A 24,970-nucleotide genomic window follows, 5' to 3' on the forward strand; every position below is an offset into this window, starting at 1 on the left:
AGGAACCTCGACCAACCGGTATCCGGCTGGACGGGGTATCAACTAATCTGGCGTTGATTTTTGGCACGCTGTTGAGTTCTCAAGGTGCGGACGCTTCCTTCGTTCCTGTTTCCAGGCCCTCCGGGCGCTTCCTTCGTTTCCGACTCTATCAGATCTTTCCGATCCGATTTCCTCGGTGCTTTCCGGTCCCGAATTGCTTTTCTCGGGGCCTTCCGGCGCTCCCCGACTTTATCAGAATCATTTCCGGCTACCGAATCGGTGGCTTTTCGTGATTCGCGATGAAATCGAGAGTGAGAGTCAGACTCTAGTTGATTGCTGCCGAGTTGTCCAACTCCAGGCAACCATCTGAATCTACCTCCCCGAGGCCACCGTGTCAACGGCTTTCTCGGGCACCGGAGGACAGTACCAGCTCCGCGAGGGCCGGCGCACATCGGCGCGGTGGGTGCTCACGCGGGGAAGACGGAGGGCGGGGTGTCGAGGTCCTCCAGCTCGATGCCGGGGGCGGAGAGGACGACGTCGCCGGCGATGTGGACGGTGTGGCGCTCGCCGGTGTCCAGGGTGCTGACCTGGTACGCGTCCACGATCAGGCCGCCCTCGTCGGTGGGGTGCGTCTCGCTGTCCAGCAGCGACCAGGACTGGTCGACGGTGAGGGGGGCGAGGACCGGGTCGGTGAAGGCGACCAGGCGGACGCGGGTCTCCGGGGCGCCGGGGGTCAGGCGCAGCAGGCGGGTGAGGGCGACCAGGAACGCCGGGGACGTACCGGTGAAGCCGTGGGCGCGGACGTTGCCCTCGGTGGCGTGGGTGCCGGTGGGGTCGGTGCGGACCCAGGTGACGCCGTCGAGGGCGGCGCCTCGGACCTGCCAGTGCGAGGCGTGGAGTTCGAGGCGGAGGGGGCGGCCGAGGTCGTCGACGGCCAGGTCCACGGAGCCGCGGTGGTCGCCGGCGGGGGTGGTGGTCCGGGAGACGTAGCGCCAGCCGGAGGGGCCGGGGGCGCACTGGAAGTGCTCCTCGCCGAGGGGGGTGTGGTCGTGCGGGTCGTGGAGCGAGTAGCGGCCGCGGGGCATCGCGTGGTCCTCGGGTGGTGGAGGGGGGAACGGGGCAGGCCCCCGGCACGGGTGCCGGGGGCCTGCTGGGGCGTCTCGTCCGCCGGTCGTGCGCGACGACCGGGCGGGCGGATCAGTAGCGGTAGTGGTCCGGCTTGTACGGGCCCTCGACCTTGACGCCGATGTAGGCGGCCTGCTCCGGGCGGAGGGTCGTCAGCTTGACGCCGAGGGCGTCGAGGTGGAGGCGGGCGACCTTCTCGTCCAGGTGCTTCGGCAGCGTGTAGACGTCGGTCGGGTACTGCTCCGGCTTCGTGAAGAGCTCGATCTGGGCCAGCGTCTGGTCCGCGAAGGAGTTCGACATCACGAAGGACGGGTGGCCGGTCGCGTTGCCGAGGTTCAGCAGGCGGCCCTCGGACAGGACGATGAGGACCTTGCCGTCGGGGAAGGTCCAGGTGTGGACCTGCGGCTTGACCTCGTCCTTGACGATGCCGGGGACCTTCGCGAGGCCGGCCATGTCGATCTCGTTGTCGAAGTGGCCGATGTTCCCGACGATCGCCTGGTGCTTCATCTTGGCCATGTCCGAGGCCATGATGATGTCCTTGTTGCCGGTCGTCGTGATGAAGATGTCGGCGGTCTCCACGACCTCGTCCAGGGTGGTCACCTGGTAGCCGTCCATCGCGGCCTGAAGCGCGCAGATCGGGTCGATCTCCGTCACGATGACGCGGGCACCCTGGCCGCGCAGCGACTCCGCGCAGCCCTTGCCGACGTCGCCGTAGCCGCAGACCACGGCCGTCTTGCCGCCGATGAGGACGTCGGTGGCGCGGTTGATGCCGTCGATCAGGGAGTGGCGGCAGCCGTACTTGTTGTCGAACTTCGACTTGGTCACGGCGTCGTTCACGTTGATCGCCGGGAAGAGCAGGGTGCCAGCCTGCATCATCTCGTACAGGCGGTGGACGCCGGTGGTGGTCTCCTCGGTGACGCCGCGGATCTCGGACGCCAGCTGGGTCCACTTCTGCGGGGACTCTGCGAGGGTGCGGTTGAGGAGGCGGAGGATGTGGCCGTACTCCTCGCTGTCCGCGGTGGCCGGGTCCGGGGCGGAGCCGGCCTTCTCGAACTCGACGCCCTTGTGGACGAGGAGGGTGGCGTCACCACCGTCGTCCAGGATCATGTTCGGGCCGCCGGTGGGGGTGTTCGGCCAGGTGAGGGCCTGCTCGGTGCACCACCAGTACTCCTCCAGGGTCTCGCCCTTCCAGGCGAAGACCGGGACGCCCTGCGGGTTCTCCGGGGTGCCGTTCGGGCCGACGGCGATGGCCGCGGCGGCGTGGTCCTGGGTGGAGAAGATGTTGCAGGAGGCCCAGCGGACCTCGGCGCCGAGGGCGACGAGGGTCTCGATGAGGACGGCGGTCTGCACGGTCATGTGGAGGGAGCCGGTGATGCGGGCGCCGGCGAGCGGCTGCTGCTCGGCGTACTCGCGGCGGATCGCCATCAGGCCGGGCATCTCGTGCTCGGCGAGGGTGATCTCCTTGCGGCCGAAGGTGGCCAGGGAGAGGTCGGCGACCTTGAAGTCCTGGTGTGCGGCGGTCGTCATGACGGGTGCTGCTCCTCGTGGATCGGGTGCGAGGGACGGACGGGGTGGCGCCTGACACCGCGGTCGAGGCACCTGCGGGCACACGGATGCCCGGGTGGTTCGCGGTGCAGTCGTCGGAGGCCCTCTCTCCCTCGGCCGGTCCCCCGGGGGGCCCGCCCGACCGCCATCAGCAGCGACGTCTGGCTGGTCACGAATCTACACCGATCGGCCCACGGCCCGCAGGCCGTACGGGCGAGGCCCCCGGGGCGCGGGGTGCGCTCCGGGGGCCTCGGCCGGGTGTTCGGCGGGTGGTGCGGGGGTCAGTGGCCGTTGCCGCCGGGGGTGGCGGAGGGGTCGGGGCCGGCCGCGGCGGCGGACTCGCTGTAGACGTCCGGTTCCAGGTAGATGACGCGGGCGATCGGGACGGCGGCGCGGATGCGCTCCTCGGCGGCGTCGATGGCGCGGGCGACGTCGGCGGCGGTGTCGTCGTGGGCGACGGCGATCTTGGCGGCGACGAGGAGTTCCTCGGGGCCGAGGTGGAGGGTGCGCATGTGGATGAGGCGGGTGACGGTGGTGCCGTCGACGATGGCGTCCTCGATCTTCTTCACGTCGTCGAGGCCGGCGGCTTCGCCGAGGAGCAGCGACTTGGTCTCGGCGGCGAGGACGATGGCGATGAGGATGAGCAGGACGCCGATGCAGAGGGTGCCGATGCCGTCCCAGATGCCGTCGCCGGTGAGGAGGGCGAGGCCGACGCCGCCGAGGGCGAGGATGAGGCCGACGAGGGCGCCGAGGTCCTCCAGGAGGACGACGGGCAGCTCGGGGGCCTTGGCCCGGCGGACGAACTCCTTCCAGGAGAGGCCGCCGCGGACCTGGTTGGACTCCTTGATGGCGGTGCGGAAGGAGAAGGTCTCGGCGATGATCGCGAAGACGAGGACGCCGACGGGCCAGTACCAGGCCTCGATCTCGTGGGGGTGCTTGATCTTCTCGTAGCCCTCGTAGATGGCGAACATGCCGCCGACGGAGAAGAGGACGATGGAGACGAGGAAGGCGTAGATGTACCGCTCGCGGCCGTAGCCGAAGGGGTGCTGGGGGGTGGCCTCGCGCTGGGCCTTCTTGCCGCCGACCAGGAGGAGGCCCTGGTTGCCGGAGTCGGCGAGCGAGTGGACGCTCTCGGCGAGCATCGAGGACGAACCGCTGAAGAGGAACGCCACGAACTTGGCTGCGGCGATCGCGAGGTTGGCGGCGAGGGCCGCCACGATCGCCTTGGTTCCGCCTGACGCGCTCATGGGTCTGTCTGTTCCCTTCGTCGGTGCTCCGGCCCGGTGGCCGTCGTACGGCCGGTCATTGTTGCATCAGGCCACGACGGTGGCGCGGAACAGCGTGCCCGTCCCGGTGAGTTCGACACGTTCCCCGGCGGGGACGAAGACCGATTCGCCCGGGGCGAGGGTGGTTTCGCCCGCTTTCGGGTGTCCGGCGGTGGCGAGCAGGATCTGGGGGGTGCCGGCGGTGAGGTCGGTGGGGGCGGCGCCTTCGGCGCGGACGAAGCGGGAGAGCCGGAACTCGTCGATGGGGGCCTCGTAGACCTCTTCGCCGGAGGGGGACGCCTCGGGGCGCAGGACGCCGGGGTCGCCGGGTTCGAAGCGGACGACGCGGAGGAGTTCGGGGACGTCGACGTGCTTGGGGGTGAGGCCGCAGCGGAGCACGTTGTCGCTGTTGGCCATGATCTCGACGCCGAGGCCGGAGACGTACGCGTGCGGGACTCCGGCGCCGAGGTAGAGGGCTTCGCCGGGCTGGAGGCGGACGTGGTGGAGGAGCATGGCGGCGACGACGCCGGGGTCGCCGGGGAAGTGGTGGGCGAGGAGGGCGTACGGGGCGTGGGCGCCGCCGAGGCGGTCCGCGGCGGCGGCGGCCTCGGTGACGGTCTGGGCCATGGCGTGGGGTTCGGCGGTGAGCAGGGCCGTGAGGACTTCGCGGAGGGCGGCTTCCTCGGGGTGGGCGAGGAGGAGGTCGGCGTACGGCTTGAGGGAGTCGACGCCGAGGGCCGCGAGGGTGTCGGCGGCCTCGGCGGGAGGCCGGAAGCCGCAGAATCCCTCGAAGGGGGTGAGCGCGACGATCATCTCGGGCTTGTGGTTGGCGTCCTTGTACGTGCGGTGGGGCGCGTCCAGGGGGATGCCGGTGGCGTCCTCGGCGGCGTGTCCGGCGCGGGCCTGCTCCAGGTCGGGGTGGACCTGGAGGGAGAGCGGGGCGCCGGCGGCGAGCAGCTTGAGGAGGAAGGGGAGGCGGGGGCCGAACTTCGCGGTGGTGGCGGGGCCGAGGGTGCCGGCGGGGTCGGCGTCGATGAGGTCGTTGAGCGGGCCGCGGGCGGTGAGCGAGGGGGCCCCGGGGTGGGCGCCCATCCACATCTCGGCCTGCGGCTCGCCGGTGGGGGCGGTGCCGAGCAGGTCCGGGATGGCCGTCGTGGATCCCCAGGCGTAGGGGCGGACGGTGTTGACGAGGCGTTCCATGGTGGCTTTCCAGTTCCTCGGGGCGGTGGCGTGTCAGACGACAGATGACAGGGGGCGGGTGACACCCGGGTGACGGGTGGGTGGCCGCGGGCCGTACGCCGGTGTCGGGTGCGGGGCTGTCAGGTCGTGGGGCCCGAGGTCGCGAGGGCGAGGTAGACGGCGGCGAAGTCGGTGACGGCGAGGAGTTCCGCGAGGGTCTCCAGGGTGTCGCCCTCCTCGGGTTCGAGTTCGCTGACGGCGGTGTCGTGGCCGAGGGCGAGTTCGCGGGCGGCGGGGGCGGCGCTGAGGCCGCCGGCGGGGCGGTCGCGGAGGAGGACGACGCGGGCGCGGAGGGCCTGGGGGTCGTCGACGCGGTCGCGGAAGAAGTCGTCGGGGTCGGCGGCGGCGGCGTAGGCGCCGGTGAGGAGGACGCCGTGGGCGGGGAGGGCTTCGGGGAGTTCGGCGGCGAGGGCGGGGAGGCCGGCGAGTTCGGCGAGGACGGCGGCGAAGCGGCGTCCGGCCGGTCCGGCGGCTTCGCCCTCGGTCCAGACGAGGGGCAGCGACTCGGTGAGTTCGGCGGCGAGGGTCTTGGCCGGGTTGGCGTACGTGGCGACGGCGGGGCCGCAGCGTTCGGCGGTGCGGTCGAGGCGGTCGGCGACGCGTTCCAGGGCCTCGGGCGGGGCTTCGAGGAGGCCGACGCGGTCGAGGAGGGCGAGCAGCGGGGTGATGAGGGCCCAGAGGGCGCCGGGGCCGGCGGCGAGGGTTTCGCCGTACTCGTCGGGCTGCTCGTGGGGGGCGGTGGCGAGGGGGACGAAGAGGCCGCGGGAGCCGCTGACGGTCTCGGAGAGCGGGGAGCCCTGGGGGGCGACGGCGGCGACGGTGACGCCGCGGCGGTACGCCTGTTCGGCGAGGAGCGCGAGGCCGGGCTCGGAGCCGTCGGTGGTGGGCAGCAGCAGGAGGTCGACGGAGCCGGCCCAGCCGGGCAGGGTCCAGCGGAGTGCTCCGGCGGCGGGGGCGACGCCGGTGGGGGCGAGCCGTACGACGGGGGCGGAGGCGCCGGCGAGGGCGCCGAGCAGGTCGGCGACGCCGGCGGCGGCGGTGCCGGGTCCGGCGACGAGGACGGCGCGGGGGCGGCCTTCGGGGCGGAGGTCGGTGATGCCGGCCTCGGCGGCGTGGCGGGCGGCGGTCCGGACGCGGGCGCCTGCCTCGGCGGCGCCGCGGAGGAGGCCGCGGCGGTCGGCCAGGGCGAGCGCGTCCGGTGCGTCGAGCAGGGTCTCGTCCAGCATGGGGCCTCCGGGTGCGGGCGCGGGTGCGGTGCGGGCGCGGGCGCTCGGGGTGGCGGTCCGGGCCGGGCGCCTGCCGGGCCCGGTGGGCGGGTGCCCGCGGCGTGGGGTCAGGCCGGGCGGCGGGCTTCGTCGACGAGGAGGACCGGGATGGCGTCGCGGACGGGGTAGGCGAGGCCGCAGTCGGCGGAGGTGCAGACCAGCTCGGGGGTCTCGTCGGCCGTGCGGTCGGTCAGCGGGGCGTGGCAGGCCGGGCAGGCCAGGATCTCCAGGAGGCCGGCTTCGAGCGGCATGGGGTGTCCCTTCGTACCGAGTGATCGTTGCTGGTCAGCTTACTGCCGGGGGCGGGGCGGCGCGGCTCGGCGAGCGGCGCGGCCCCGCTCCCGGCGGGGGTGTCAGGCGCGGACGAGGGCGAGGACCTCGTCGCGGACCTCGGCCATGGTGGCCTGGTCGCGGGCCTCGACGTTGAGGCGGAGCAGCGGCTCGGTGTTGGAGGGGCGGAGGTTGAACCACCAGTCGGCGGCGGTGACGGTGAGGCCGTCGAGCTCGTCGAGGGTGACGCCGTCCCGGCCGGCGTAGGCGGCCTTGATCTCGGCGGTCTTGGCGGTCTGGTCGGCGACGGTGGAGTTGATCTCGCCGGAGCCGGTGTAGCGGTCGTAGGCGGCGACGAGTTCGGAGAGGGTGCCGTTCTGGCCGCCGAGGGCGGCGAGGACGTGGAGGGCGGCGAGCATGCCGGTGTCGGCGTTCCAGAAGTCCTTGAAGTAGTAGTGCGCGGAGTGCTCGCCGCCGAAGACGGCGCCGGACTTCGCCATCTCCTCCTTGATGAAGGAGTGGCCGACGCGGGTGCGGACGGGGGTGCCGCCGTGTTCGCGGACGACCTCGGGGACGGACCAGGAGGTGATCAGGTTGTGGATGATCGTTCCGCCGGGGTGCTTGTCGAGTTCGCGGGCGGCGACGAGGGCGGTGATGGCGGAGGGGGAGACGGGTTCGCCGCGCTCGTCGACGACGAAGCAGCGGTCGGCGTCGCCGTCGAAGGCGAGGCCGAGGTCGGCGCCCTCGGCGCGGACGCGGGCCTGGAGGTCGACGATGTTCTTGGGGTCGAGGGGGTTGGCCTCGTGGTTCGGGAAGGTGCCGTCGAGCTCGAAGTACATCGGGACGGTGTCGAGCGGGAGGCCGTCGAAGACGGTGGGGACGGTGTGGCCGCCCATGCCGTTGCCGGCGTCGACGACGACCTTGAGGGGGCGGATGGCGGTGAGGTCGACGAGCGCCTTGAGGTGGGCGGCGTAGTCGGCGAGGGTGTCCCGTTCGGTGATGGTGCCGGGGGTGGCGGCGGCCTCGGGGGCGCCTTCCTCCAGCCAGCGCTCGGCGAGGGCGCGGATGTCGGCGAGGCCGGTGTCCTGGCCGACGGGGGCGGCGCCGGCGCGGCACATCTTGATGCCGTTGTACTGGGCCGGGTTGTGGGAGGCGGTGAACATCGCGCCGGGCAGGCCGAGGCTGCCGGAGGCGAAGTACAGCTGGTCGGTGGAGCAGAGGCCGATGAGGGTGACGTCGGCGCCGAGGCGGGCGGCGCCGCGCGCGAAGGCGTCGGCGAGGCCGGGCGAGGAGGGGCGCATGTCGTGGCCGATGACGATGGCGTCGGCCTCGGTGACGCGGACGAAGGCGGCGCCGAAGAGTTCGGCGAGCTTCTCGTCCCACTGGTCGGGGACGACCCCGCGGACGTCGTACGCCTTCACGATCTGCGACAGATCGGCAGTCACGGATCCACCCTCCTGAGTTCTCGGCACGCGTGTGCGGCGCGTGTGCGGAACGCCCAAACTACCCGGGTCGGGGGTGGTGCGGTCGGGCGGTGGCCCGTCGGGGGCGCCCGGATGGCGGTGCGGGGGTCAGTCCTCGGGGGAGCGGAGGACGCGGAGGTGGCCGCGGCGGCCGACTTCCATGGGGTCGCCGCCGCGTCCGCCGGGCTTGCCGGCCTCGGCGGCGCGTTCCTGGGGGCGGGCCGCTTCCCGGACCGCGTTGGCCAGGGCTTCGAGGTCGTCGCCGCTGGGGCGGGTGGGGGTGGTGGCGTCGTGGAGCCGCACGACCTCCCAGCCACGCGGGGCGGTGAGGCGCTCGCTGTGCTCGGCGCACAGGTCGTAGCAGTGGGGCTCGGCGTAGGTGGCGAGCGGGCCGAGGACCGCGGTCGAGTCGGCATAGACGTACGTCAGTGTCGCGACGGCAGGGCGGCCGCACGCGGTGCGCGAACAGCGACGTACAGGGCTCACGACGTTGGACGGTACCGCACTCTTGAGCGGGCCGCGACGACTCTCCCCCAGGTCACTCCACCGTGTCGCGGTGTGACGTCTGCCACCCCCTTTCGGGTGGTGCCCGTTCTGACCTGCGGTGGAGGGGGTGGACGGGGGGTGGCACGGGGGGCGATCCGGACACGGAGGGGGAGGTTTCCGGTCAGAGGCGGCCAGATGGCCGATCGCGTCCGGAAGCCGAATCGTTCCCCGGAGCGGCCGGAACGGTCGGGTTGCGACAGGCGGCGGGGGCGGGACGGAGCCGCGAGGGGGGTGGGGCGCGCGGATCGGCGGGTCCTCGCCACGGTGCGGAGTGACCCAGGAGAGTTACGCTGCGTCAGTGATGGACACTCCTGTGCCGCCCGGGCCGCCGCACCCCCCGCAGAGCTCCGGGGAGCCGCCGGCCGAGCCGCGGGCCCGCCGCCGCGACCGGCACGGCCGCGGGATGCGGGGGCCGGTCGCGCCGCCGCAGGTCCCGCTCTCCCTGAGCCGCGCGGACACCTTCCGGGATCTGGTGCTGGACTCGGTGGAGCGGCTGGAGCGGCGGTGGCCGCAGCTCCAGGACGTCGAGTTCATGATCATGGAGGTGCCGCCGCCGGTCGCGGGCGAGACGACGGTGCCGCTGGGCGGTTCGGTGCCGGCGGCGAAGCGGGAGCCGGCGCGGGTCGTGGTGTACCGCCGGCCGGTGGAGATCCGGTCGAAGACGCGCGACGAGCGTGCGCTGCTGGTCCACGAGGTGGTGGTCGAGCAGGTCGCCGAGCTGCTGGGCCTCTCCCCCGAGTCGGTCGATCCCCGGTACGGGCAGGACTGAGCCCGTACCGGGGGCCGGTCAGTCGTCGAGGACGGTGAGGTCCCGGCGGGCGGTGGGGACCTGGACGGTGCCGCGGTCGTCCGCGAGGGTCTGGACGGTGAACATCGGGACGTCGTCCTCGGTGGTGGTGAGCGCGCGGGACGCGTACACCGGTCCGCCGCCGGCGACGGGTTCGACGGTGAGCGCGTAGGAGCCCTTGACGCCCTTGGGGGCGAGGTCGGTGAGGACCGTGGTGGTGCCGGCCTTGAGGGAGACGGTCCGGGTGGCGGGGGCTCCGCCGCCGGTGCCGGCCGAGGCGGTGACCTTCACCTGGGCGGCGGCCTCGGGGGCGGTGAGCGCGAGGGCGGTGCCCTCGGCGCGGTTGTCGGCGACGGTGGCGCGGGCGGTGACGGGGGCGGCGGCCGGGATGAAGGCCAGTTCCTGTTCGGAGCCCTTGCCGCGGACCACGCGGAGCGCGGCGACGACCGGGGTCTGCCGCTTGGGGTCGGTGGGGGTGAGCAGCAGCGCGGAGGCGGAGCCGCGGGCGAGGTCGGGCAGTTCGACGGCGGCGGTCATGCCGGCCTTGATGTGCAGGGAGTCGGCGGCGGCGGGGACGATCGTGCCGTTGGCGGTGACCAGCTGGATCTTGAGGTCGGCGTCGGACTCGCCGGGGGCGAAGGCGACGAGCCGGACGCCGGTGGCGTCGGCGGGGACGCCGGGGAGGACGACGCGTGCCGCCGGGTCGGCGGAGGCGGCGAGCCAGTCGCTGCCGACGCCGTCGGCGGCGGCGCCGAGGGCGGCGCCGACCCGGCCGCCGCGGGTGGTGACGTGGGCCGTCAGGTTCTCCAGGGCGCCCTCGGTGACGAGGGGGCCGAGGAGGACGGGGACGGTGGAGCGCGGCGGGACCTGGACGCCCTCGGGGATGGTGGTCTTGAGCTCGCCCTCGGGGCCGTACAGCTCGATGTCGGCGACGGCGAGGGTGTCGTCGGGGTTGGTGAGGTGGAGGTAGTCGGCGCGGCCCTTGGCGGTGGAGGCGGCCGGGAACCAGAAGTCGGTGTCGGGCGGGGAGCAGGTGACGCCGAGGAGGCCGCGGGCGGCGCCGGCGGTGACCAGGGTGGTCTGCTGGACGGTCCAGCCGGGGGCGAGGGTGCCGGTGGCGGTGCCGGCGAGGCCGTGGGTGACGGCGCCCTCGGTGTCGGCGGAGACCGGCTTGCCGGGGGCGGTGACGGAGGCGGGGGCCTTGGGGGCCTTGGCCTTGCCCTTCTTGCCGGCGTTGGGGTTCTTGGCGACGGCGAGGACGGCGCTGGGCTCGGCGGTCTTGCCGGCGCCGGCGGCGGGGGCCGCGGCGGTGCCGGGCGGGGTGTACGAGGTGACCCGCGTCTCGGCGATCTCCGAGGTGCTGGCGGCGGGGCAGAGCAGGCTGGTGCGCTCGACGGGGAGGCGGGCGGCCTGCGGTGCGGCGGCGGGCGCGGCGGCGGGCTCGCCGGGGGCGGTCATCGCGGCGAAGCCGGTGACGGCGGCGAGCGCGGTGGCGACCGCGATCAGGGAGAGGGTGGTGCGCTTCACTTGGTGCTGCTCCCGTCGGGACGCTGCTCGGTGTCGTGGCCCTGCGGGTACCCGTGGCCGTAGCCGTCGGCGTAGCCCTCGTGGGGGTAGGCCTGCGGGTCGTAGCCCTGGGGCGTCTGCTGGGGGTCGTACGCCTGGCCCTGCCCGTAGTCCTGCGCCGGGTAGGGGCCCTGGTGGGTCTCGTACCCCTGCGCCTGGTCGTAGGCCGGGGGGTAGCCGGTCTGCGGGTCGTAGCCCTGGGCCTGGTCGTAGCCCTGCTGGGGGTACGCGTACGCCTGCTGCTGGTACGGGTCGGCGGCGTACTCCTGGGCGTAGCCCTGCGGGTCGTAGGCGGCGGCGTACTCCTGCGGCGGGTGGGCCTCCCGGGCGGTGCCGTCCCACGGGTCCGGGTCGGCGGTCTGCTGACCGGGGACGGCGGGGGCTTCGGCGGGCCGGTCGGTGTCGGTGTCCGGCCAGGCGTCGGGGGCCTCGGCGGCGGCCGCGGCGGCGGTCTCGGCCTCGGCGGCGGCGCGCAGGCGGCGGGCGCGGCGGCCGTCGCCCTCGACGGCCTGGGCGGGGACGGCCGTCTCCTCCTCGGGCAGGTCGTCGTCGATCTCGCGGCGGCGGCCGGGCAGGGCGAGCACGACGAGGAGGACGGCGAGGCCGATCTGGGTCCAGATCCAGGCGGTGTGGGCGAGCGGCTCGTCGTAGGTGAGGGCGAGGCGTCCGCCGTTGGCGGGGAGCTGGAAGCCCTGGGCCCAGCCGTCGACGGTGGTGGGGGTGAGGGCGGTGCCGTCGAGGGTGGCGGTCCAGCCCTCGTCGGCGCGGTCGGCGACGCGCAGGACGCGTCCGGCGGGTCCGGCGGGGATGTCGGCGTGCGCCTCGACGGGTCCGGCGGGGACGAGGACGGCCTTGCCGGGTTCGGCGCCGGCCTTGGCGGCGGGCGGGACGATCATCACGCGGGCGATCTCGCGGTCGACGCGCCAGAGCGCGGCGCCGTCGAGCTGGCTGAGCCGGGAGAGGCCGGGGGTGGTGTCGAGGACGCGGCTCATCTGGCGCGGCGAGCCGTCCTTGACGAGCACGTACCGGATGGCGAAGGCGCTGAGTTCCTGCGTCTGGTCGGCGCCGGAGCCGGCGACGAGCTTGGCGACGACGGAGTCGAGGCGCGGGTCGGGTGCGGCGTTCGCGGTGAGTTCGGCGTCGCCGAGGCGGGCGCCGGAGCCGCGGACGAGGGTGTAGTCGACGGCGCCGGGCGAGCTGCCGGAGAGCACGAGGGTGCGGGGCTGGTCGGCCTGGCCGCTCTCCTCGGCGACGAAGGCGGGGACCTGGACGGGGTCGCGGCGGCTCAGCGGGCCGTCGGCGCCGCCGATCATCCAGCCGGCGGCGGCGACGGCGGGGCCGAGGGCGCAGGCGAGGGCGACGAGCGCGGCGACGGGCTGGCGCCAGCCGAAGCCGTGGGCGGCGACGCGGGTGCGTCCGCCCTCGGCGCCGAGCACGCCGGCGGCGATGAGGGCGGCGCCGTACACGAGGGTGGCGGGGCCGGCCCAGCCGGTGCCGCCGGCGCCGTTGGTCAGGGCGGCGAGGAGCAGGCCGGCGAGGGCGGCGGTCCAGGCGGCGAGGACGGCGAAGCGGCGCTCCTCGCGCAGCAGGGCGGCGAGCGCGGCGAGGACCAGGCCGAGGAGGAGGATCCCGCCGGTGGTGCCGGGGCCGCCGGGGCTGCTCGCGAGCAGGTCGAGGGCGGTGGCGGTGCCGGTGCGCAGGTCCAGGCCGGCCTCGTGGAGGAAGCCGGCGGGGCTGGTCAGCAGGGAGAGCGACCAGGGCGCGAGGGCGAGGACGGGGACGCCGACGGCGGCGAGGAAGCGGAGCGCGTACGCGGTGAGGTCGTCGCGGCGGACGGCGAGGACGCCGAGGCCGAGGAGGACCGCGAGCGGCCAGACGACCGGGGTGAACGCGGTGGTGACGGTGAGCAGCAGGGCGTACGTCCAGGTGGCGCGCCAGCTGCCGCGGTCGGGGCGGTGGAAGCCGTGGGCGGCGACGGCGGCGCGGGCCATGAGCGGCAGCAGGATCGCGAGGATCGCGGTGCCGAGGCGGCCGGTGGCGAGGGCGCCGGTGGCGGCGGGCAGGAAGGCGTAGGCGACGGCGCCCCAGGCGAGCAGCAGGCGGGAGCCGACGAGGCCGCGGGCGGCGAAGTAGGCGGTGAGGCCGGCGAGCGGCACCGAGCAGACGAGCAGCACGGTGAGGGCGGTCGAGGTGGAGCCGAGGAAGAGGGCGGAGAGGGCGGCGAGGATGCCGAGGTAGGGCGGGGCGGTCTGGGTGCCGCCGGTGCCGAGGGTGTGCCAGGCGTCGGCGTAGCTGCCCCACAGCGCGGAGACGGTGTCGGGGGCGGGCAGCAGGACGCCGCCGGCGAGGGAGCCGCCGGCGAAGAGGTTGCGGCAGGCGACGAGGGAGACGACGAGGAGGAGGGCGAAGAGGACCGGGCCGGGTTTGCGGGCGATCTTCTTCAGGCGGGCGAACTGCTCGATCTCCAGGAAGTCGGCGTCGTCGCCGCCGGGTCCGGATTCGACGGCGCCGTGCCGGGAGCCGGTGTCGGTGTCGTCGGCGCCGAAGTGGGCGACGAGTTGTTCGGCGGCGGCGCGGACGGTGGCGCCGGGCGGCGGGAAGAGCGGGCGGTAGTCGGCGGGCGGGACGGCCGGGTTCTTGCGCCGCTTGCGCGCGGCGAGGATCCGCTCGGGGCGCAGGACGGTGGTGAGGAGGCCGGTGATCTCGTCCATGGCCTGGCCGGGGGCCTTGCCGATGAGGAGGCCGAGGGTGCGCAGGAGGGTGCCGACGACGAGGCGGAGGAAGACGTACGGGAGGGCGCGGCCGGGGGTGTTGGCGAGCAGCGTGTAGACGGCGGCGGCCTTGTCGACGCGGTGCGGGCTGGCGGCGGTGCGGCCGGCGCAGTCGACGGTGCGGCGTTCGCGGGCGGACGCCTCGGCGTGCCGGAGGACGGCGTCGGGGGCGACGAGGACGCGGTGGCCGGCGGCGTGGGCGCGCCAGCAGAGGTCGACGTCGTCGCGCATGAGGGGCAGGCGGCGGTCGAAGCCGCCGAGTTCCTCGAAGACGTCGCGGCGGACGAGCATGCCGGCGGTGGAGACGGAGAGGACGGCCCGGATCTGGTCGTGCTGGCCCTGGTCCTGTTCGCGGCGGTCGAGGCCGGTCCAGCGGCGTCCGCTGCGGGCGATGGTGACGCCGGCTTCGAGGAGCTGCTTCCTGTCGTACCAGCCGCGGAGTTTGGGGCCGAGGACGGCGGCCTCGGGGTCGGCGTCGGCGACGCGGAGGAGTGCGGCGAGGGCGCCGGGTTCGGGGGCGCAGTCGTCGTGGAGGAGCCAGAGCCACTGGACGGGTTCGCCGTGCGGGAGGTCGGGGAGGTCGTACGCGTCGTCGTTCCAGGTGCGGCTGACGGGGTCCCAGCCGCTGGGGCGCTTGAGGTAGGGCAGGTCCTCGGGTCCGAGCACGGGCGCGGTGCGGACGGCTTCGTCGACGGCGGCGCCGAAGCCGGTGCGGCGGGCGAGGTGCAGGACGCGGTCGGCGCCGACGGCGTCGGCGACGAGCTGGGCGGAGTCGTCGGCGCTGCCGGTGTCGGCGGCGATCACGCTCTGCACCGGGCGTTCCTGGGCGAGCAGCCCGGAGAGCGCGTCGGGCAGCCAGCGGGCTCCGTCGTGGGTGACGAGCACGGCGGTGACGACGTGCCTGGGGAACTCAGGAGTTGAGGACATCGAGCTGCGGGCCCTCCGGCCGGGGTCGCCCCGGGGTGGGGCGTGGGAGCGGCTTGGACGGAGGCCCACACTAGTGGCTGCGGTCGGGGTGGCCGGTCGGCGCGGGGTGCCGGGGGGGGCTCGCGGGGGTGTGCCGCCCGCCCTCCGGCCGGGGGCTCGCGGCGGGGGCGCCGGTGGCGGCGGGGGCGGGGTGTGGCGCAAAAGAGACGGTCCGCCGCTGTGCCGGGCACAGGTGCGGACCGTGGGGGATTGCGGTGGGGCGGGGTCAGACGGCGGCCTTCTTGAGGCGGCGGCGCTCGCGCTCGGAGAGGCCGCCCCAGATGCCGAAGCGCTCGTCGTTCTGGAGGGCGTACTCCAGGCATTCGGAGCGGACTTCGCAGGCGAGGCAGACCTTCTTGGCCTCGCGGGTCGAGCCGCCCTTCTCGGGGAAGAAGGACTCGGGGTCGGTCTGGGCGCACAGTGCGCGCTCCTGCCAGCCGATCTCCTCGTCCGCGTCCTCGACCAGCAGCAGTTCCTGGAACAACTCGGTCATCTGCGCCCCTCGTCCGTCTGTGCGTCCCGTGGTGTGGCCGTGCTCGAAACGGCCGAACGACACGAGTGAAATTACAAGTTCGTGCTCTGTGCGAGTCAAGCCGAGATCTGCTATTGGGCCCCGTATTCACTCTGCGGAACCAAGCCTATGCGGTAAGTGTTCAAATCACCAAAAAACGTGACACATGCCACCGGCCGTTCCCGCCGTGTCGGACCTCCGTCCAGAAGGACGTACGGGGCTTGGATCTTGTTGCGATCCGGCCGGGGAAGCGATCCGGATCACAGTCCGGTCACGGACCGTGCTCCGCCGCCGCCCCGCCCAGGTCCGACTGCTGCGCCGTATTGCCTGGTCCGGGGCTGAGCAAACCTTTCTCCGGACGGAGTAACCGGATGAGGTGAAACATTACCCCCAAATCGGGCATTGAGTTGACAGTCGGGTACCACTCCGGCCACTTTGGTGGCATGCCAGCGACCGCAGCGCCCTCCGCGACCCACGCCCGTGGGTTCCGCCGCGCTGTCCAGGCGCGCTGTTGCTGTTGCTGTCCCAGCTGTTGATGCCGTAGCGCTCCAGCTCTCCGCCGGCCCGTCCCGGCCGGCCCTGCTTCCCGCCTGGCCTTTCCGCCTCTTTGCCTTTCGCCCCCCCAGCGTCACCCCTACGTTTCTGCTGAGGAACCACCCCACCCATGAACATGGACAGCGACCTCCAGATCGCCGGCGACCTCATGGAGGTCCCGCACCTGCTCCAGCCCGAGCGCGAGCACCCCGTCACCGTCGCCGAGTTCGCCGGCCTCGCCCGCGAGATCGCCGCCGACCCGGCCCGGTGGGCCCCGCACGTCGAGTACGACGCCACCACCCGCTGGTACCACCGCCTGCGCACAGGCCCCGGCTACGAGGTGTGGCTGCTCTCCTGGGTGCCCGGCCAGGGCAGCGGCCCGCACGACCACGGCCGCTCCTCCGGCGTCCTCACCGTCCTGCGGGGCGAGTTGACGGAGCGTACGGAGCACGGCACGCGCACGCTGCGGCCCGGCACCCAGCGGGTCTTCGCGCCCGGATACGTCCACGACGTCGTCAACGACTCGCTGGAACCCGCCGTCAGCCTGCACGTGTACTTCCCCGGACTGACCGAGATGCCCATGCACGAGTCCCTCCAGGGCCGGTGCGCCTCCCCGGAGCCCGCGCGCGCCTGACAGACTGCGGGGCATGCGCATTGTGGTTCTGGCCGGCGGCATCGGTGGTGCCCGTTTCCTTCGCGGCCTCCAGCAGGCCGTCCCCGAGGCGGAGATCACGGTCGTCGGCAACACCGGTGACGACATCCACCTCTTCGGACTCAAGGTCTGCCCCGACCTCGACACCGTGATGTACACCCTCGGCGGTGGCATCCACGAGGAACAGGGCTGGGGCCGCGCGGACGAGACGTTCGCCGTCAAGGAGGAGCTCGCCGCGTACGGCGTCGGACCCGAGTGGTTCGGCCTCGGCGACCGGGACTTCGCCACCCACATCGTCCGCACCCAGATGCTCGGCGCCGGCTACCCGCTGAGCGCCGTCACCGAGGCGCTCTGCGCCCGCTGGCAGCCCGGCGTACGGCTTCTGCCGATGTCCGACGACCGCGTCGAGACGCACGTCGCCATCGAGGTCGACGGCGAGCGGCGGGCCGTGCACTTCCAGGAGTACTGGGTGAAGCTGCGCGCCTCCGTCGACGCGAAGGCCGTCGTGCCCGTCGGCGCCGAGGCCGCCAAGCCCGCGCCGGGCGTGCTGGAGGCGATCGCCGAGGCCGACGTGGTCCTCTTCCCGCCGTCCAACCCCGTCGTCAGCGTCGGCACCATCCTCGCCGTGCCCGGCATCCGCGAGGCGGTCGCCGCCGCGCCCGCCCCGGTCGTCGGCCTCTCCCCCATCGTCGGCGACGCGCCCGTGCGCGGCATGGCCGACAGGGTCCTCGCGGCCGTCGGCGTCGAGGCGACGGCCGCCGCCGTCGCCCGCCACTACGGCCCGGACCTGCTCGACGGCTGGCTCGTCGACACCGTCGACGCCGGCTCCGTCGCGGACGTCGAGGCCGCCGGCATCGCCTGCCGGGCCGTGCCGCTGATGATGACCGACGTGGACGCGACCGCCGCGATGGCGCGGGCCGCCCTCGCGCTGGCCGAGGAGGTACGCCGGTGACCGCCGCGGCCTCGTACCGGGTGTGGGGGATCGCCGGGCTGCCCGAGGTGGCGCCCGGCGACGACCTCGCCAAGCTGATCGCCTCCGCCTCGCCCGGCCTGGAGGACGGAGACGTCCTGCTGGTCACCTCCAAGATCGTGAGCAAGGCGGAGGGGCGGATCGTCGCCGCCGGCGACCGCGAGGACGCCATCGACGCCGAGACCGTCCGGGTGGTGGCGCGGCGCGGCACCCTGCGGATCGTCGAGAACCGGCAGGGCCTCGTGATGGCCGCCGCCGGCGTCGACGCCTCCAACACCCCTGCCGGGACCGTGCTGTTGCTGCCGGAGGACCCCGACGGGTCGGCCCGGCGGATCCGGGCCGGGCTGCGCGAGGCGCTCGGCGTGGACGTCGGCGTCGTCGTCACCGACACCTTCGGCCGGCCCTGGCGCTCCGGGCTCACCGACGTGGCGATCGGCGCGGCCGGCGTGCGGGTCCTGGACGACCTGCGGGGCGTCACCGACTCCCACGGCAACGAACTGAACGTCACCGTCGTCGCCACCGCCGACGAACTCGCCGCCGCCGGCGACCTGGTGAAGGGCAAGGCCACCGGCGTGCCCGTCGCCGTCGTGCGCGGCCTGCCGCACCTGGTCGGCGGCGACGACGAGCCGGGGGCCCGGGCGCTGGTGCGGTCCGCCGCCGACGACATGTTCCGGCTGGGCACCTCGGAGGCCGTGCGGGAGGCGGTGACGCTGCGGCGGACGGTACGGGAGTTCACCGACGACCCCGTCGACCCCGGGGCGGTGCGGCGCGCGGTCGCGGCGGCCGTCACGGCGCCCGCCCCGCACCACACCACCCCGTGGCGGTTCGTCCTCCTGGAGTCCCCGGAGTCGCGGCTGCGGCTGCTCGACGCCATGCGGGACGCGTGGATCGCCGACCTGCGGCGGGACGGGAAGTCCGAGGAGTCCGTCGCCCGGCGGATCCGGCGCGGCGACGTACTGCGCGACGCGCCCTACCTGGCCGTCCCCTGCCTCGTCATGGACGGTTCCCACCACTACGGCGACCCGCGCCGCGACGCCGCCGAACGCGAGATGTTCGTCGTCGCCGCCGGCGCCGGAGTGCAGAACTTCCTGGTCGCGCTGGCCGGTGAACGGCTCGGCTCGGCTTGGGTCTCCTCGACCATGTTCTGCCGGGACGTCGTCCGGGACGTGCTCGGCCTGCCCGCCACCTGGGACCCGATGGGCGCCGTCGCCATCGGCCGCCCCGCGGCCCCGCCGAAGGACCGTCCGGCCCGGCACGCGGGGGACTTCGTCGAGGTGCGCTGAGCGGACCGCCCGGACTCAGATCCGGGTGATGTCGTTCGGCGCGAAGCGGGGGGCCCGGCGGGGCGGGGTCCGGCCGCTGAGGAGGATCAGCCGGGCGGCCCGGTGACGCTGCCCCGCGTAGGGGGCCAGCAGCTCCAGCATCGCCGCGTCGTCGGCCGTGCGGTCGCCCGCCAGCGCCCAGCCGACGATGCCGGGCAGGTGGAGGTCGCCGGTGGTGACCTCGTCGGGCGCGCCGTTGCTGCGCTGGACCGTCTCCGCCGAGGTCCAGGGGCCGATGCCGGGGATCAGCTCCAGGCGCCGGCGGGCCTCCGCCGGCTCCATGAGGGCCGCCTCCTCCAGGCGGGGGGCCACCTGGGCGGCGCGGACGACGGTGGCCGCGCGTTTGCCGTCGACGTTCGCCCGGTGCCACTCCCAGGACGGGATGCGGGCCCAGGTGCGGGCGTCCGGCATCACGTACAGGCCGTCGGGCACCGGCCCGGGGGCCGGTTCGCCGTACCGGCGGACCAGGGTGCGCCAGGAGCCGTACGCCTCGGTCGTGGTGACCTTCTGCTCCAGGACGGACGGGATCAGCGACTCCAGGACCAGGCCGGTGCGGGTGAGGCGCAGCCCGGGGCGGCGGCGGTGGACCGCCAGGACGAGCTTGTGGCGCGGGACGAACGCCGCGGGGTCGTCCTCGGCGCCCAGCAGGGCGGGCAGCCGCTCGTCCAGCCAGGCCGCGCCCGGCCCCCACGTGTCGGCCGTCACCTCGCCGCCGGACACCCGCACCCGGACCGTGCCCGGGCCCTGCGGGGTGCGGCTGGCGCGCCACACCGAGCCGTCGGGCGTGACGCGGAAGGTGGGGTCGTACGGGCCCCTGCGGAGCGGGCCGAGGACGAGGCCGAGGTCCGGCGGGACCGCGGGCTCGCCGGCGTCTCCGCCGCGCACGGTGGTGCGGGTGGGTTTGGGGACGAAGCGGCCGGACATGCGTATGAGCGTAGCCGGGCGGGTTCCCCCCCCTGACCCGCCCGGCCGCAGACCTACTGGTCCGAGCTGAAGCGGACCGTGCCCGCCGGGAGGGTGGCGCCGCACCAGATGCGGATGCCGTCGCGGAGTTCGTTGTCGGGGCCCACGTGGGCGCCGTCGCCGATGACCGCGCCGCTCAGGACCGAGCGGGCGCCGATGCGGGCGCCCGCGCCTATGAGGGAGTCGGTGATGACCGCGCCGGGCTCGACGACCGCGCCGGCCAGCAGGGTCGAGCCGGACACCCGGGCGCCCTCGCCGACCGTGGCGTCCGCGCCGACCACCGTGCCGCCGGTGAGCTTGGCGTCGGGGGCGACCCGGGCGGAGGGCAGGACCAGGCGGTCGCCGCAGCGGCCGGGGACGGCCGGGGACGGGGCGCGGCCGAGGACCAGGTCGGCGGAGCCGCGGACGAACGCCTGCGGGGTGCCGAGGTCCAGCCAGTACGTGGAGTCGACCATGCCCTGGAGGTGGGCGCCGGAGGCCAGCAGCTCCGGGAAGGTCTCGCGCTCGACGGAGACCGGGCGGCCGGCGGGGATAGTGTCGATCACCGAGCGGCGGAAGACGTACGCGCCGGCGTTGATCTGGTCGGTGACGATCTCCTCCGGCGTCTGCGGCTTCTCCAGGAAGGCCGTCACCCGGCCCGTCTCGTCGGTGGGGACGAGGCCGAAGGCGCGCGGGTCCTCGACGCGGGTGAGGTGGAGGGAGACGTCCGCGCCGGAGTCGGCGTGGGTGGCGACCAGGGCGCGGATGTCGAGGCCGGTGAGGATGTCGCCGTTGAAGATCAGCACGGGCTCGTCGGGGCCCGAGTGCAGGCGGGAGGCGACGTTGCGGATCGCGCCGCCGGTGCCGAGCGGTTCCTCCTCCGTCACGTACTCCAGGCTCAGCCCGAGGTCCGAGCCGTCGCCGAAGTACGGCTCGAAGACCTCCGCGAGGTAGGAGGTGGCGAGCACGATGTGCTCGACGCCGGCGGCCTTGGCCCGGGCCAGCTGGTGCGTCAGGAAGGGGACGCCCGCCGCCGGGACCATGGGCTTGGGCGTGTTGACCGTGAGCGGTCGCAGCCGTGTGCCCTTGCCACCGACCAGGAGGATCGCTTCTGTCACCTGTCGTCTCTGCTTCCTGTTCGGGGCCGGTCAGCGCGCCCGTCTCGGTCGTCCGTGCGATATGACCGGTCAGTTTATGCAGATGGTTGCCTCGGCGCCCCCATCAGCTTCGCCCCTGGTACTTCGCCGAGGAGGTCCGGGCGGTTCCGAGCTTGCCGTAGAGACGGGCGCCGGGACACTCCGTGGCGAAACCGTCACGGTGCCCGGCGATGGTGCGGAAGGTGACTTTCCGGCCCTTCTTGTAGAGGTTGCCGCCGCCGGAGACGAGGGTCTGGGTGCCCTTGGGGTTGATGCCGTGGAGCCCGAGTTTCCAGGCCGTCAGGCGGGCCACGGCGGTCACGGCGGCGGCCGGCGGGGTGGTGCGGGTGTAGGTGCCGAGGACGGCGATGCCCATGCTGTGGGTGTTGAAGCCGAGGGTGTGCGCGCCGAGGACCGGTTTCGCCACTCCGCCGGCCCGGCCTTCGTAGATGTTTCCGCACTTGTCGACGGCGAAGTTGTAGCCGAAGTCACGCCATCCGCTGCTCTTCACGTGGTAGCGGTAAATACTGCGCAGGACGGAGGGGGCCTGGCGGCAGGTGTAGTTGTTGCCGGTCGCGCTGTGGTGGACGAAGGCCGCCTTGATCGTCTTGGTGTAGACGAAGCCCTTCTCGCGGATCTTCTCGTCGGCGCCCCAGCCCTTGCGGGTGATGATCTTCGGGCGGGGGCCGATGTACGGCTTCTTCTTCCCCGCCGCCGCCTGGGCGGGCGCGGCCTGCGGAGCGGGTGCCGCCTGCCGGCCGGGGTCGGCCCGCCGGGCGGGGGTGCCCAGGTGGACGGGGACACCGGGGCGTACGGGGGTGGCCTGGGCGTCCTCGGCCGGGACGGCGCGCTCGGCCGGGGCGGCGGGGTGCGCGGGTTCTTCCGGGGCCGCCGCCTCCAGAGGTTCCGCCGGCTCCGCGGGTTCCGTCGCCTCCGCCGGGATCACCGTGGCGCCGTGCGGGGCGAGCCCGCGGTTGGCGTCGCTCGCGGCGGCCTCGGCGGCGGTGAGCGCGGCGGGCGGGGCCATCGCCCGGGTGCCGGGGGCCGGGGCGGCGGCGGGGTCCTCGCCCGGGTCGACGAGTTCGAGGCGGAGGCCGGCCGGGAGCGGGGCCTCCTCGGAGGCGGCCCGGCCGGTGCCGTGCCCGTGGCCGGGGTGGTCGGCGTGGCCGTCCCGTTCCGCCCGTACGCGGACCTCGACGCCGTCCGAGTCGCCCACCCACAGCGGGGCCGTCGCGCCGCGGAGCCGGTCGGCGGCGCCCTCGGCGGTCGCGGGGTCGGCGCCGTGCTCCTCGTTGTGCGTCTCGACGTCCTGCCACTCCGACCACACGCCGTCGGCGGCCGACCGGGTGCGGACCTGGACCGTGCCGCGCAGGACGGCCGCCGGGTCGTCCCAGACCACGCCGACGAGCGAGAAGGGGCTGACGTCGCGCCGGGTCAGGCCCTGCTCGGCCGCGGCGCCGCCGTCGGGGCCGACGGAGCGGGACGACGGGCCCAGCGGGCGGAGCGGGAGCGACTGGGTGGAGCCGGGCAGCTCGTCCTGCGCCGGTGGCAGGGCGGTCGCCGCCGGGCGCGCGGTGGCCGTCGCGGGGGCGGCGAGGGTGACCGGCAGGGCGAGCGCGGCCGCGCAGGCGACGGCGATCGAGGAGGCGAGTGAGGCACGCATGGGCCGATCGTGGGCATTCCGCGGGCCCGGCGCGCGCCGGGAGAGGGACCGCACATCCGGCCGACCGGAGGACGCCGTCACCGGTACGGCCCAGCGCGGCGCGCCCGCCCGCGTACCCTGTGCGGCGTGAACGCCAGCGACCGCACCCCCGCCGACCTGCTGCGATCCGCGCTCGCCGCGGACCCCGGCCGCCCTCTGGTCACCTACTACGACGACGCCACCGGTGAACGGGTCGAATTGTCCGTCGCCACCTTCGCCAATTGGGTGGCGAAGACCGCCAATCTGCTCCAGGGCGAGCTGTCCGCCGAACCCGGCGACCGGCTCGCGCTGCTGCTGCCCGCCCACTGGCAGACGGCCGTCTGGCTGCTCGCCTGCTCCTCCGTCGGGGTGACGGCCGAGCTGGGCGGCGATCCCGCGGACGCCGACCTGGTGGTGGCCGGGCCGGACGGGCTGGAGGCGGGCCTGGCCTGTTCCGGGGAGCGGATCGCGCTCTCGCTGGCACCGCTGGGCCGCCGCTTCCCGGTCGCCCCCGCCGGGTACACGGACTACGCGGTCGAGGTGCCGGGCCAGGGCGACCGTTTCGTGCCGTTCGCGCCGGTCGACGCGGACGCGCCCGCCCTCGTCGTCGACGGTACGGAACGCAGCGGCGCGCAGCTCGTCGAACAGGCCCGGCTGGACGCCGTGCGGCTCGGGCTCGGCCCCGGCTCGCGGCTGCTGTCGGGGCTGCCGTACGACGGCTGGGACGGGCTCTCGGCCGGGCTGTACGCGCCGCTGGCCGCGGGCGGCTCCGTGGTGCTGTGCCGGAACGTGGGCGAGCTGGCGCCGGAGGCGCTGGAGCAGCGCATCGGGAGCGAGCGGGTCACCGCCACGGCGCTCTGACGGACGGCCGGGCGGGGCGCGGGGGCGGCGGTTCCCGCCCCCTGTGCCCCCCTGTGCACCCGTATGGCCGATCGACGCGCCGCGTACCCGCGACCGGGCGGCGAGTCCGGTACATGATCGGCCCGGGGGGAGTCGTCTCCTCCGCACAACCCCCTGTCGGGTTCGGTCGTCTTCCTTGTGCGAACGCCGGGCGCCCGACGCGCCCGAGACGCCCCGAAGGACGGACTGACGACGTGACGGACCGCGCTGGCACGCCCGCCGAACCGGACCCGGAACCGACGCCGGACCCGGCGGAGTCGCCCGTGCCGCCGGAGGAGACGCCGGCACCGGCGCCCGACGGGACGCCGGACGGGACGACGGAGGAATCCGCGGACCCCGGGGAGGCCGCCCGGCGGCGCCGGCACTGGCTGCGGTGGGGCTGCCTCGCCGTGTCGCTCGTGCTGCTCGGCGGGGCCGGGGCCGGCTGGTGGTTCTACCGGAAGCTCGACGACAACATCACCACGGACACCACCGCCGCCGACGAGCTGCGCCGGTACGAGAAGGAGCGCCCCGCCTCCGTCGCGACGGAGGCCCGGAACATCCTCCTCATCGGCTCGGACACCCGCTCCGGCGAGGGGAACCGCGAGTACGGCCGGGACAAGGGCACCCAGCGCTCGGACACCGTGATCCTGCTCCACCTGGCGGCCGACGAGTCGAGCGCCACGGCGGTGTCGATCCCCCGCGACCTGATGGTGACGATCCCGAGCTGCGCCCGGACCGGCGGCGGCCGGACCCGGGAGCGGCTGGCGCAGTTCAACTGGGCCTTCGAGTGGGGCGGGACGGCGTGCACGATCCGTACCGTCGAGAAGCTGACCGGGATCCGGGTCGACCACCACATGGTGATCGACTTCCGGGGCTTCAAGAAGATGGTGGACGCGGTGGACGGCGTCGAGGTCTGCCTGAAGGAGCCGGTGGACGACAGCGACGCCAAGCTGAAGCTGCCGGCGGGCCGGCAGACGCTGGACGGCGAGCAGGCGCTGGGCTTCGTCCGCGCCCGCAAGTCGCTGGGCAACGGCAGCGACACCGAACGGATGGACCGGCAGCAGATGTTCCTGGGCGCGCTGGTGAACAAGGTGCAGAGCGACGGGGTGCTGCTGAACCCGACGAAGCTGTACCCGGTGCTCGACGCGGCGACGAAGTCGGTCACCACGGACCCGGGTCTGGACTCGCTGCGGGACCTGTACGACCTGGCGCGGACGATGCGGTCGGTGCCGACGGAGAAGGTGCAGTTCCTGACGGTGCCGCGGCGCCCGTACACGTACAACGCGAACCGGGACGAACTGGTGCAGCCCGCCGCGAGCGAGCTCTTCCGGCAACTCCGCGAGGACAAGCCGGTCCTGGTGACGAAACCGGAACCGGACGACGGCTCCGGCGCATCCTCCGACGGGAAGCCGGACGACGCGGAGTCGCCCGCGCCGACCGCGACGCCGACCTTCCCGGGCCGGAACGCGGCGGAGGGGGTGTGCTCCTAGCGTCCGGTGGGGGCGTTGGTAAAGCGGGAGCCAAGGGAGAGTCAGGGGGAGTTGTGGTTTGAG

General features: G+C 74.4%; 20 protein-coding genes. 6 read left to right on the forward strand and 14 right to left on the reverse strand.

Features of this window, described 5'->3' with window-relative positions; genetic code table 11:
• Window positions 1-446: 446 nt before the first annotated feature.
• From ACFVQZ_RS04245 to ACFVQZ_RS04280, 8 genes are all read right to left on the reverse strand, one after another.
• The gene (locus tag ACFVQZ_RS04245) at window positions 447-1,064 is read right to left on the reverse strand and encodes a hypothetical protein (protein ID WP_383619551.1); all 618 of its coding nucleotides are present in this window, start codon (window positions 1,062-1,064) and stop codon (window positions 447-449) included.
• A gap of 112 nt (window positions 1,065-1,176) precedes the next feature.
• The gene (gene ahcY, locus ACFVQZ_RS04250) at window positions 1,177-2,631 is read right to left on the reverse strand and encodes an adenosylhomocysteinase (RefSeq protein WP_383619553.1); all 1,455 of its coding nucleotides are present in this window, start codon (window positions 2,629-2,631) and stop codon (window positions 1,177-1,179) included.
• 299 nt (window positions 2,632-2,930) lie between these two features.
• Window positions 2,931-3,896, reverse strand: a complete 966-nt coding sequence (locus ACFVQZ_RS04255; RefSeq protein WP_030497956.1) for a cation diffusion facilitator family transporter — start codon at window positions 3,894-3,896, stop codon at window positions 2,931-2,933.
• 66 nt (window positions 3,897-3,962) lie between these two features.
• A complete protein-coding gene (gene manA / locus ACFVQZ_RS04260) occupies window positions 3,963-5,114 on the reverse strand; it encodes a mannose-6-phosphate isomerase, class I (RefSeq protein WP_383619555.1) in 1,152 nt (383 codons plus the stop codon).
• Between the two features lie 119 nt (window positions 5,115-5,233).
• Window positions 5,234-6,379 carry an SIS domain-containing protein gene (locus ACFVQZ_RS04265; RefSeq protein WP_383619557.1) on the reverse strand — a complete coding sequence of 382 codons (1,146 nt, stop codon included), beginning with the start codon at window positions 6,377-6,379 and terminating at the stop codon, window positions 5,234-5,236.
• Between the two features lie 107 nt (window positions 6,380-6,486).
• Window positions 6,487-6,669, reverse strand: a complete 183-nt coding sequence (locus ACFVQZ_RS04270; RefSeq protein ID WP_030497953.1) for a Trm112 family protein — start codon at window positions 6,667-6,669, stop codon at window positions 6,487-6,489.
• 102 nt (window positions 6,670-6,771) lie between these two features.
• The gene (locus ACFVQZ_RS04275; RefSeq protein ID WP_383619559.1) at window positions 6,772-8,133 is read right to left on the reverse strand and encodes a phosphomannomutase/phosphoglucomutase; all 1,362 of its coding nucleotides are present in this window, start codon (window positions 8,131-8,133) and stop codon (window positions 6,772-6,774) included.
• A 126-nt stretch (window positions 8,134-8,259) separates the two neighbouring features.
• Entirely contained in the window at window positions 8,260-8,688 is a 429-nt protein-coding gene (locus ACFVQZ_RS04280) for a DUF3499 domain-containing protein (protein WP_081959668.1), read from the reverse strand.
• Between the two features lie 310 nt (window positions 8,689-8,998).
• Between ACFVQZ_RS04280 and ACFVQZ_RS04285 the strand changes: the two genes are divergently transcribed.
• Window positions 8,999-9,466 (forward strand): metallopeptidase family protein, encoded by a 468-nt coding sequence (locus tag ACFVQZ_RS04285; protein WP_030497950.1) that lies wholly within the window; start codon window positions 8,999-9,001, stop codon window positions 9,464-9,466.
• Between the two features lie 18 nt (window positions 9,467-9,484).
• Here the strand turns inward: ACFVQZ_RS04285 and ACFVQZ_RS04290 are convergent, their stop codons facing one another.
• The 3 genes from ACFVQZ_RS04290 to ACFVQZ_RS04300 form a co-directional block, all read right to left on the reverse strand.
• Window positions 9,485-11,011: a DUF5719 family protein gene (locus tag ACFVQZ_RS04290; RefSeq protein ID WP_383619561.1), complete on the reverse strand. Its 1,527-nt coding sequence runs from the start codon at window positions 11,009-11,011 to the stop codon at window positions 9,485-9,487.
• Window positions 11,008-14,748 carry a glycosyltransferase gene (locus ACFVQZ_RS04295; protein ID WP_383619563.1) on the reverse strand — a complete coding sequence of 1,247 codons (3,741 nt, stop codon included), beginning with the start codon at window positions 14,746-14,748 and terminating at the stop codon, window positions 11,008-11,010. The genes ACFVQZ_RS04290 and ACFVQZ_RS04295 overlap by 4 nt, the downstream gene beginning before the upstream one ends.
• A gap of 265 nt (window positions 14,749-15,013) precedes the next feature.
• Window positions 15,014-15,280, reverse strand: coding sequence for a WhiB family transcriptional regulator (locus ACFVQZ_RS04300; RefSeq protein WP_030497947.1), 267 nt, complete (start codon window positions 15,278-15,280; stop codon window positions 15,014-15,016).
• A gap of 682 nt (window positions 15,281-15,962) precedes the next feature.
• Between ACFVQZ_RS04300 and ACFVQZ_RS04305 the strand changes: the two genes are divergently transcribed.
• Genes ACFVQZ_RS04305 through ACFVQZ_RS04315 form a run of 3 tightly spaced genes read left to right on the forward strand, consistent with a single transcriptional unit; the run spans window position 15,963 to window position 18,737 of the window.
• The gene (locus ACFVQZ_RS04305) at window positions 15,963-16,466 is read left to right on the forward strand and encodes a cupin domain-containing protein (RefSeq protein WP_030497946.1); all 504 of its coding nucleotides are present in this window, start codon (window positions 15,963-15,965) and stop codon (window positions 16,464-16,466) included.
• A gap of 13 nt (window positions 16,467-16,479) precedes the next feature.
• Window positions 16,480-17,436 (forward strand): 2-phospho-L-lactate transferase, encoded by a 957-nt coding sequence (cofD, locus tag ACFVQZ_RS04310; RefSeq protein ID WP_383619565.1) that lies wholly within the window; start codon window positions 16,480-16,482, stop codon window positions 17,434-17,436.
• Window positions 17,433-18,737 (forward strand): coenzyme F420-0:L-glutamate ligase, encoded by a 1,305-nt coding sequence (locus ACFVQZ_RS04315; RefSeq protein ID WP_383619567.1) that lies wholly within the window; start codon window positions 17,433-17,435, stop codon window positions 18,735-18,737. Before cofD ends, ACFVQZ_RS04315 begins: the two co-directional genes overlap by 4 nt.
• Before the next feature lie 15 nt (window positions 18,738-18,752).
• On the opposite strand, the gene ACFVQZ_RS04320 is transcribed toward ACFVQZ_RS04315, so the two are convergent.
• The 3 genes from ACFVQZ_RS04320 to ACFVQZ_RS04330 all read right to left on the reverse strand — a co-directional run bounded on the left by ACFVQZ_RS04320 (window position 18,753) and on the right by ACFVQZ_RS04330 (window position 22,517).
• The gene (locus ACFVQZ_RS04320) at window positions 18,753-19,700 is read right to left on the reverse strand and encodes a DNA-3-methyladenine glycosylase (protein ID WP_030497943.1); all 948 of its coding nucleotides are present in this window, start codon (window positions 19,698-19,700) and stop codon (window positions 18,753-18,755) included.
• Between the two features lie 53 nt (window positions 19,701-19,753).
• Complete coding sequence (locus tag ACFVQZ_RS04325) at window positions 19,754-20,836, reverse strand: NDP-sugar synthase (protein WP_030497942.1); 1,083 nt, start codon at window positions 20,834-20,836, stop codon at window positions 19,754-19,756.
• Window positions 20,837-20,939: 103 nt separating this feature from the next.
• On the reverse strand, window positions 20,940-22,517 hold the full coding sequence (locus ACFVQZ_RS04330) for an N-acetylmuramoyl-L-alanine amidase (RefSeq protein WP_383619570.1): 1,578 nt from the start codon (window positions 22,515-22,517) through the stop codon (window positions 20,940-20,942).
• Window positions 22,518-22,643: 126 nt separating this feature from the next.
• On the opposite strand from ACFVQZ_RS04330, the gene ACFVQZ_RS04335 reads away from it, so the two are divergent.
• The gene (locus tag ACFVQZ_RS04335; RefSeq protein ID WP_383619572.1) at window positions 22,644-23,396 is read left to right on the forward strand and encodes a TIGR03089 family protein; all 753 of its coding nucleotides are present in this window, start codon (window positions 22,644-22,646) and stop codon (window positions 23,394-23,396) included.
• Window positions 23,397-23,629: 233 nt separating this feature from the next.
• Window positions 23,630-24,907, forward strand: a complete 1,278-nt coding sequence (locus tag ACFVQZ_RS04340; protein ID WP_383619574.1) for an LCP family protein — start codon at window positions 23,630-23,632, stop codon at window positions 24,905-24,907.
• The last annotated feature ends 63 nt before the right edge of the window (window positions 24,908-24,970 follow it).

The organism is Streptomyces sp. NPDC057854, assembly GCF_042797055.1.
GTDB lineage: Bacteria > Actinomycetota > Actinomycetes > Streptomycetales > Streptomycetaceae > Streptomyces.

Coding starts and splice junctions, on each gene's coding strand:
- ACFVQZ_RS04245 (WP_383619551.1), bottom strand. CDS start 1,064: ATGCCCCGCGGCCGCTACTCGCTCCACGACCCGCACGACCACACCCCC.
- ahcY (WP_383619553.1), bottom strand. CDS start 2,631: ATGACGACCGCCGCACACCAGGACTTCAAGGTCGCCGACCTCTCCCTG.
- ACFVQZ_RS04255 (WP_030497956.1), bottom strand. CDS start 3,896: ATGAGCGCGTCAGGCGGAACCAAGGCGATCGTGGCGGCCCTCGCCGCC.
- manA (WP_383619555.1), bottom strand. CDS start 5,114: ATGGAACGCCTCGTCAACACCGTCCGCCCCTACGCCTGGGGATCCACG.
- ACFVQZ_RS04265 (WP_383619557.1), bottom strand. CDS start 6,379: ATGCTGGACGAGACCCTGCTCGACGCACCGGACGCGCTCGCCCTGGCC.
- ACFVQZ_RS04270 (WP_030497953.1), bottom strand. CDS start 6,669: ATGCCGCTCGAAGCCGGCCTCCTGGAGATCCTGGCCTGCCCGGCCTGC.
- ACFVQZ_RS04285 (WP_030497950.1), top strand. CDS start 8,999: ATGGACACTCCTGTGCCGCCCGGGCCGCCGCACCCCCCGCAGAGCTCC.
- ACFVQZ_RS04295 (WP_383619563.1), bottom strand. CDS start 14,748: ATGTCCTCAACTCCTGAGTTCCCCAGGCACGTCGTCACCGCCGTGCTC.
- ACFVQZ_RS04300 (WP_030497947.1), bottom strand. CDS start 15,280: ATGACCGAGTTGTTCCAGGAACTGCTGCTGGTCGAGGACGCGGACGAG.
- ACFVQZ_RS04305 (WP_030497946.1), top strand. CDS start 15,963: ATGAACATGGACAGCGACCTCCAGATCGCCGGCGACCTCATGGAGGTC.
- cofD (WP_383619565.1), top strand. CDS start 16,480: ATGCGCATTGTGGTTCTGGCCGGCGGCATCGGTGGTGCCCGTTTCCTT.
- ACFVQZ_RS04320 (WP_030497943.1), bottom strand. CDS start 19,700: ATGTCCGGCCGCTTCGTCCCCAAACCCACCCGCACCACCGTGCGCGGC.
- ACFVQZ_RS04330 (WP_383619570.1), bottom strand. CDS start 22,517: ATGCGTGCCTCACTCGCCTCCTCGATCGCCGTCGCCTGCGCGGCCGCG.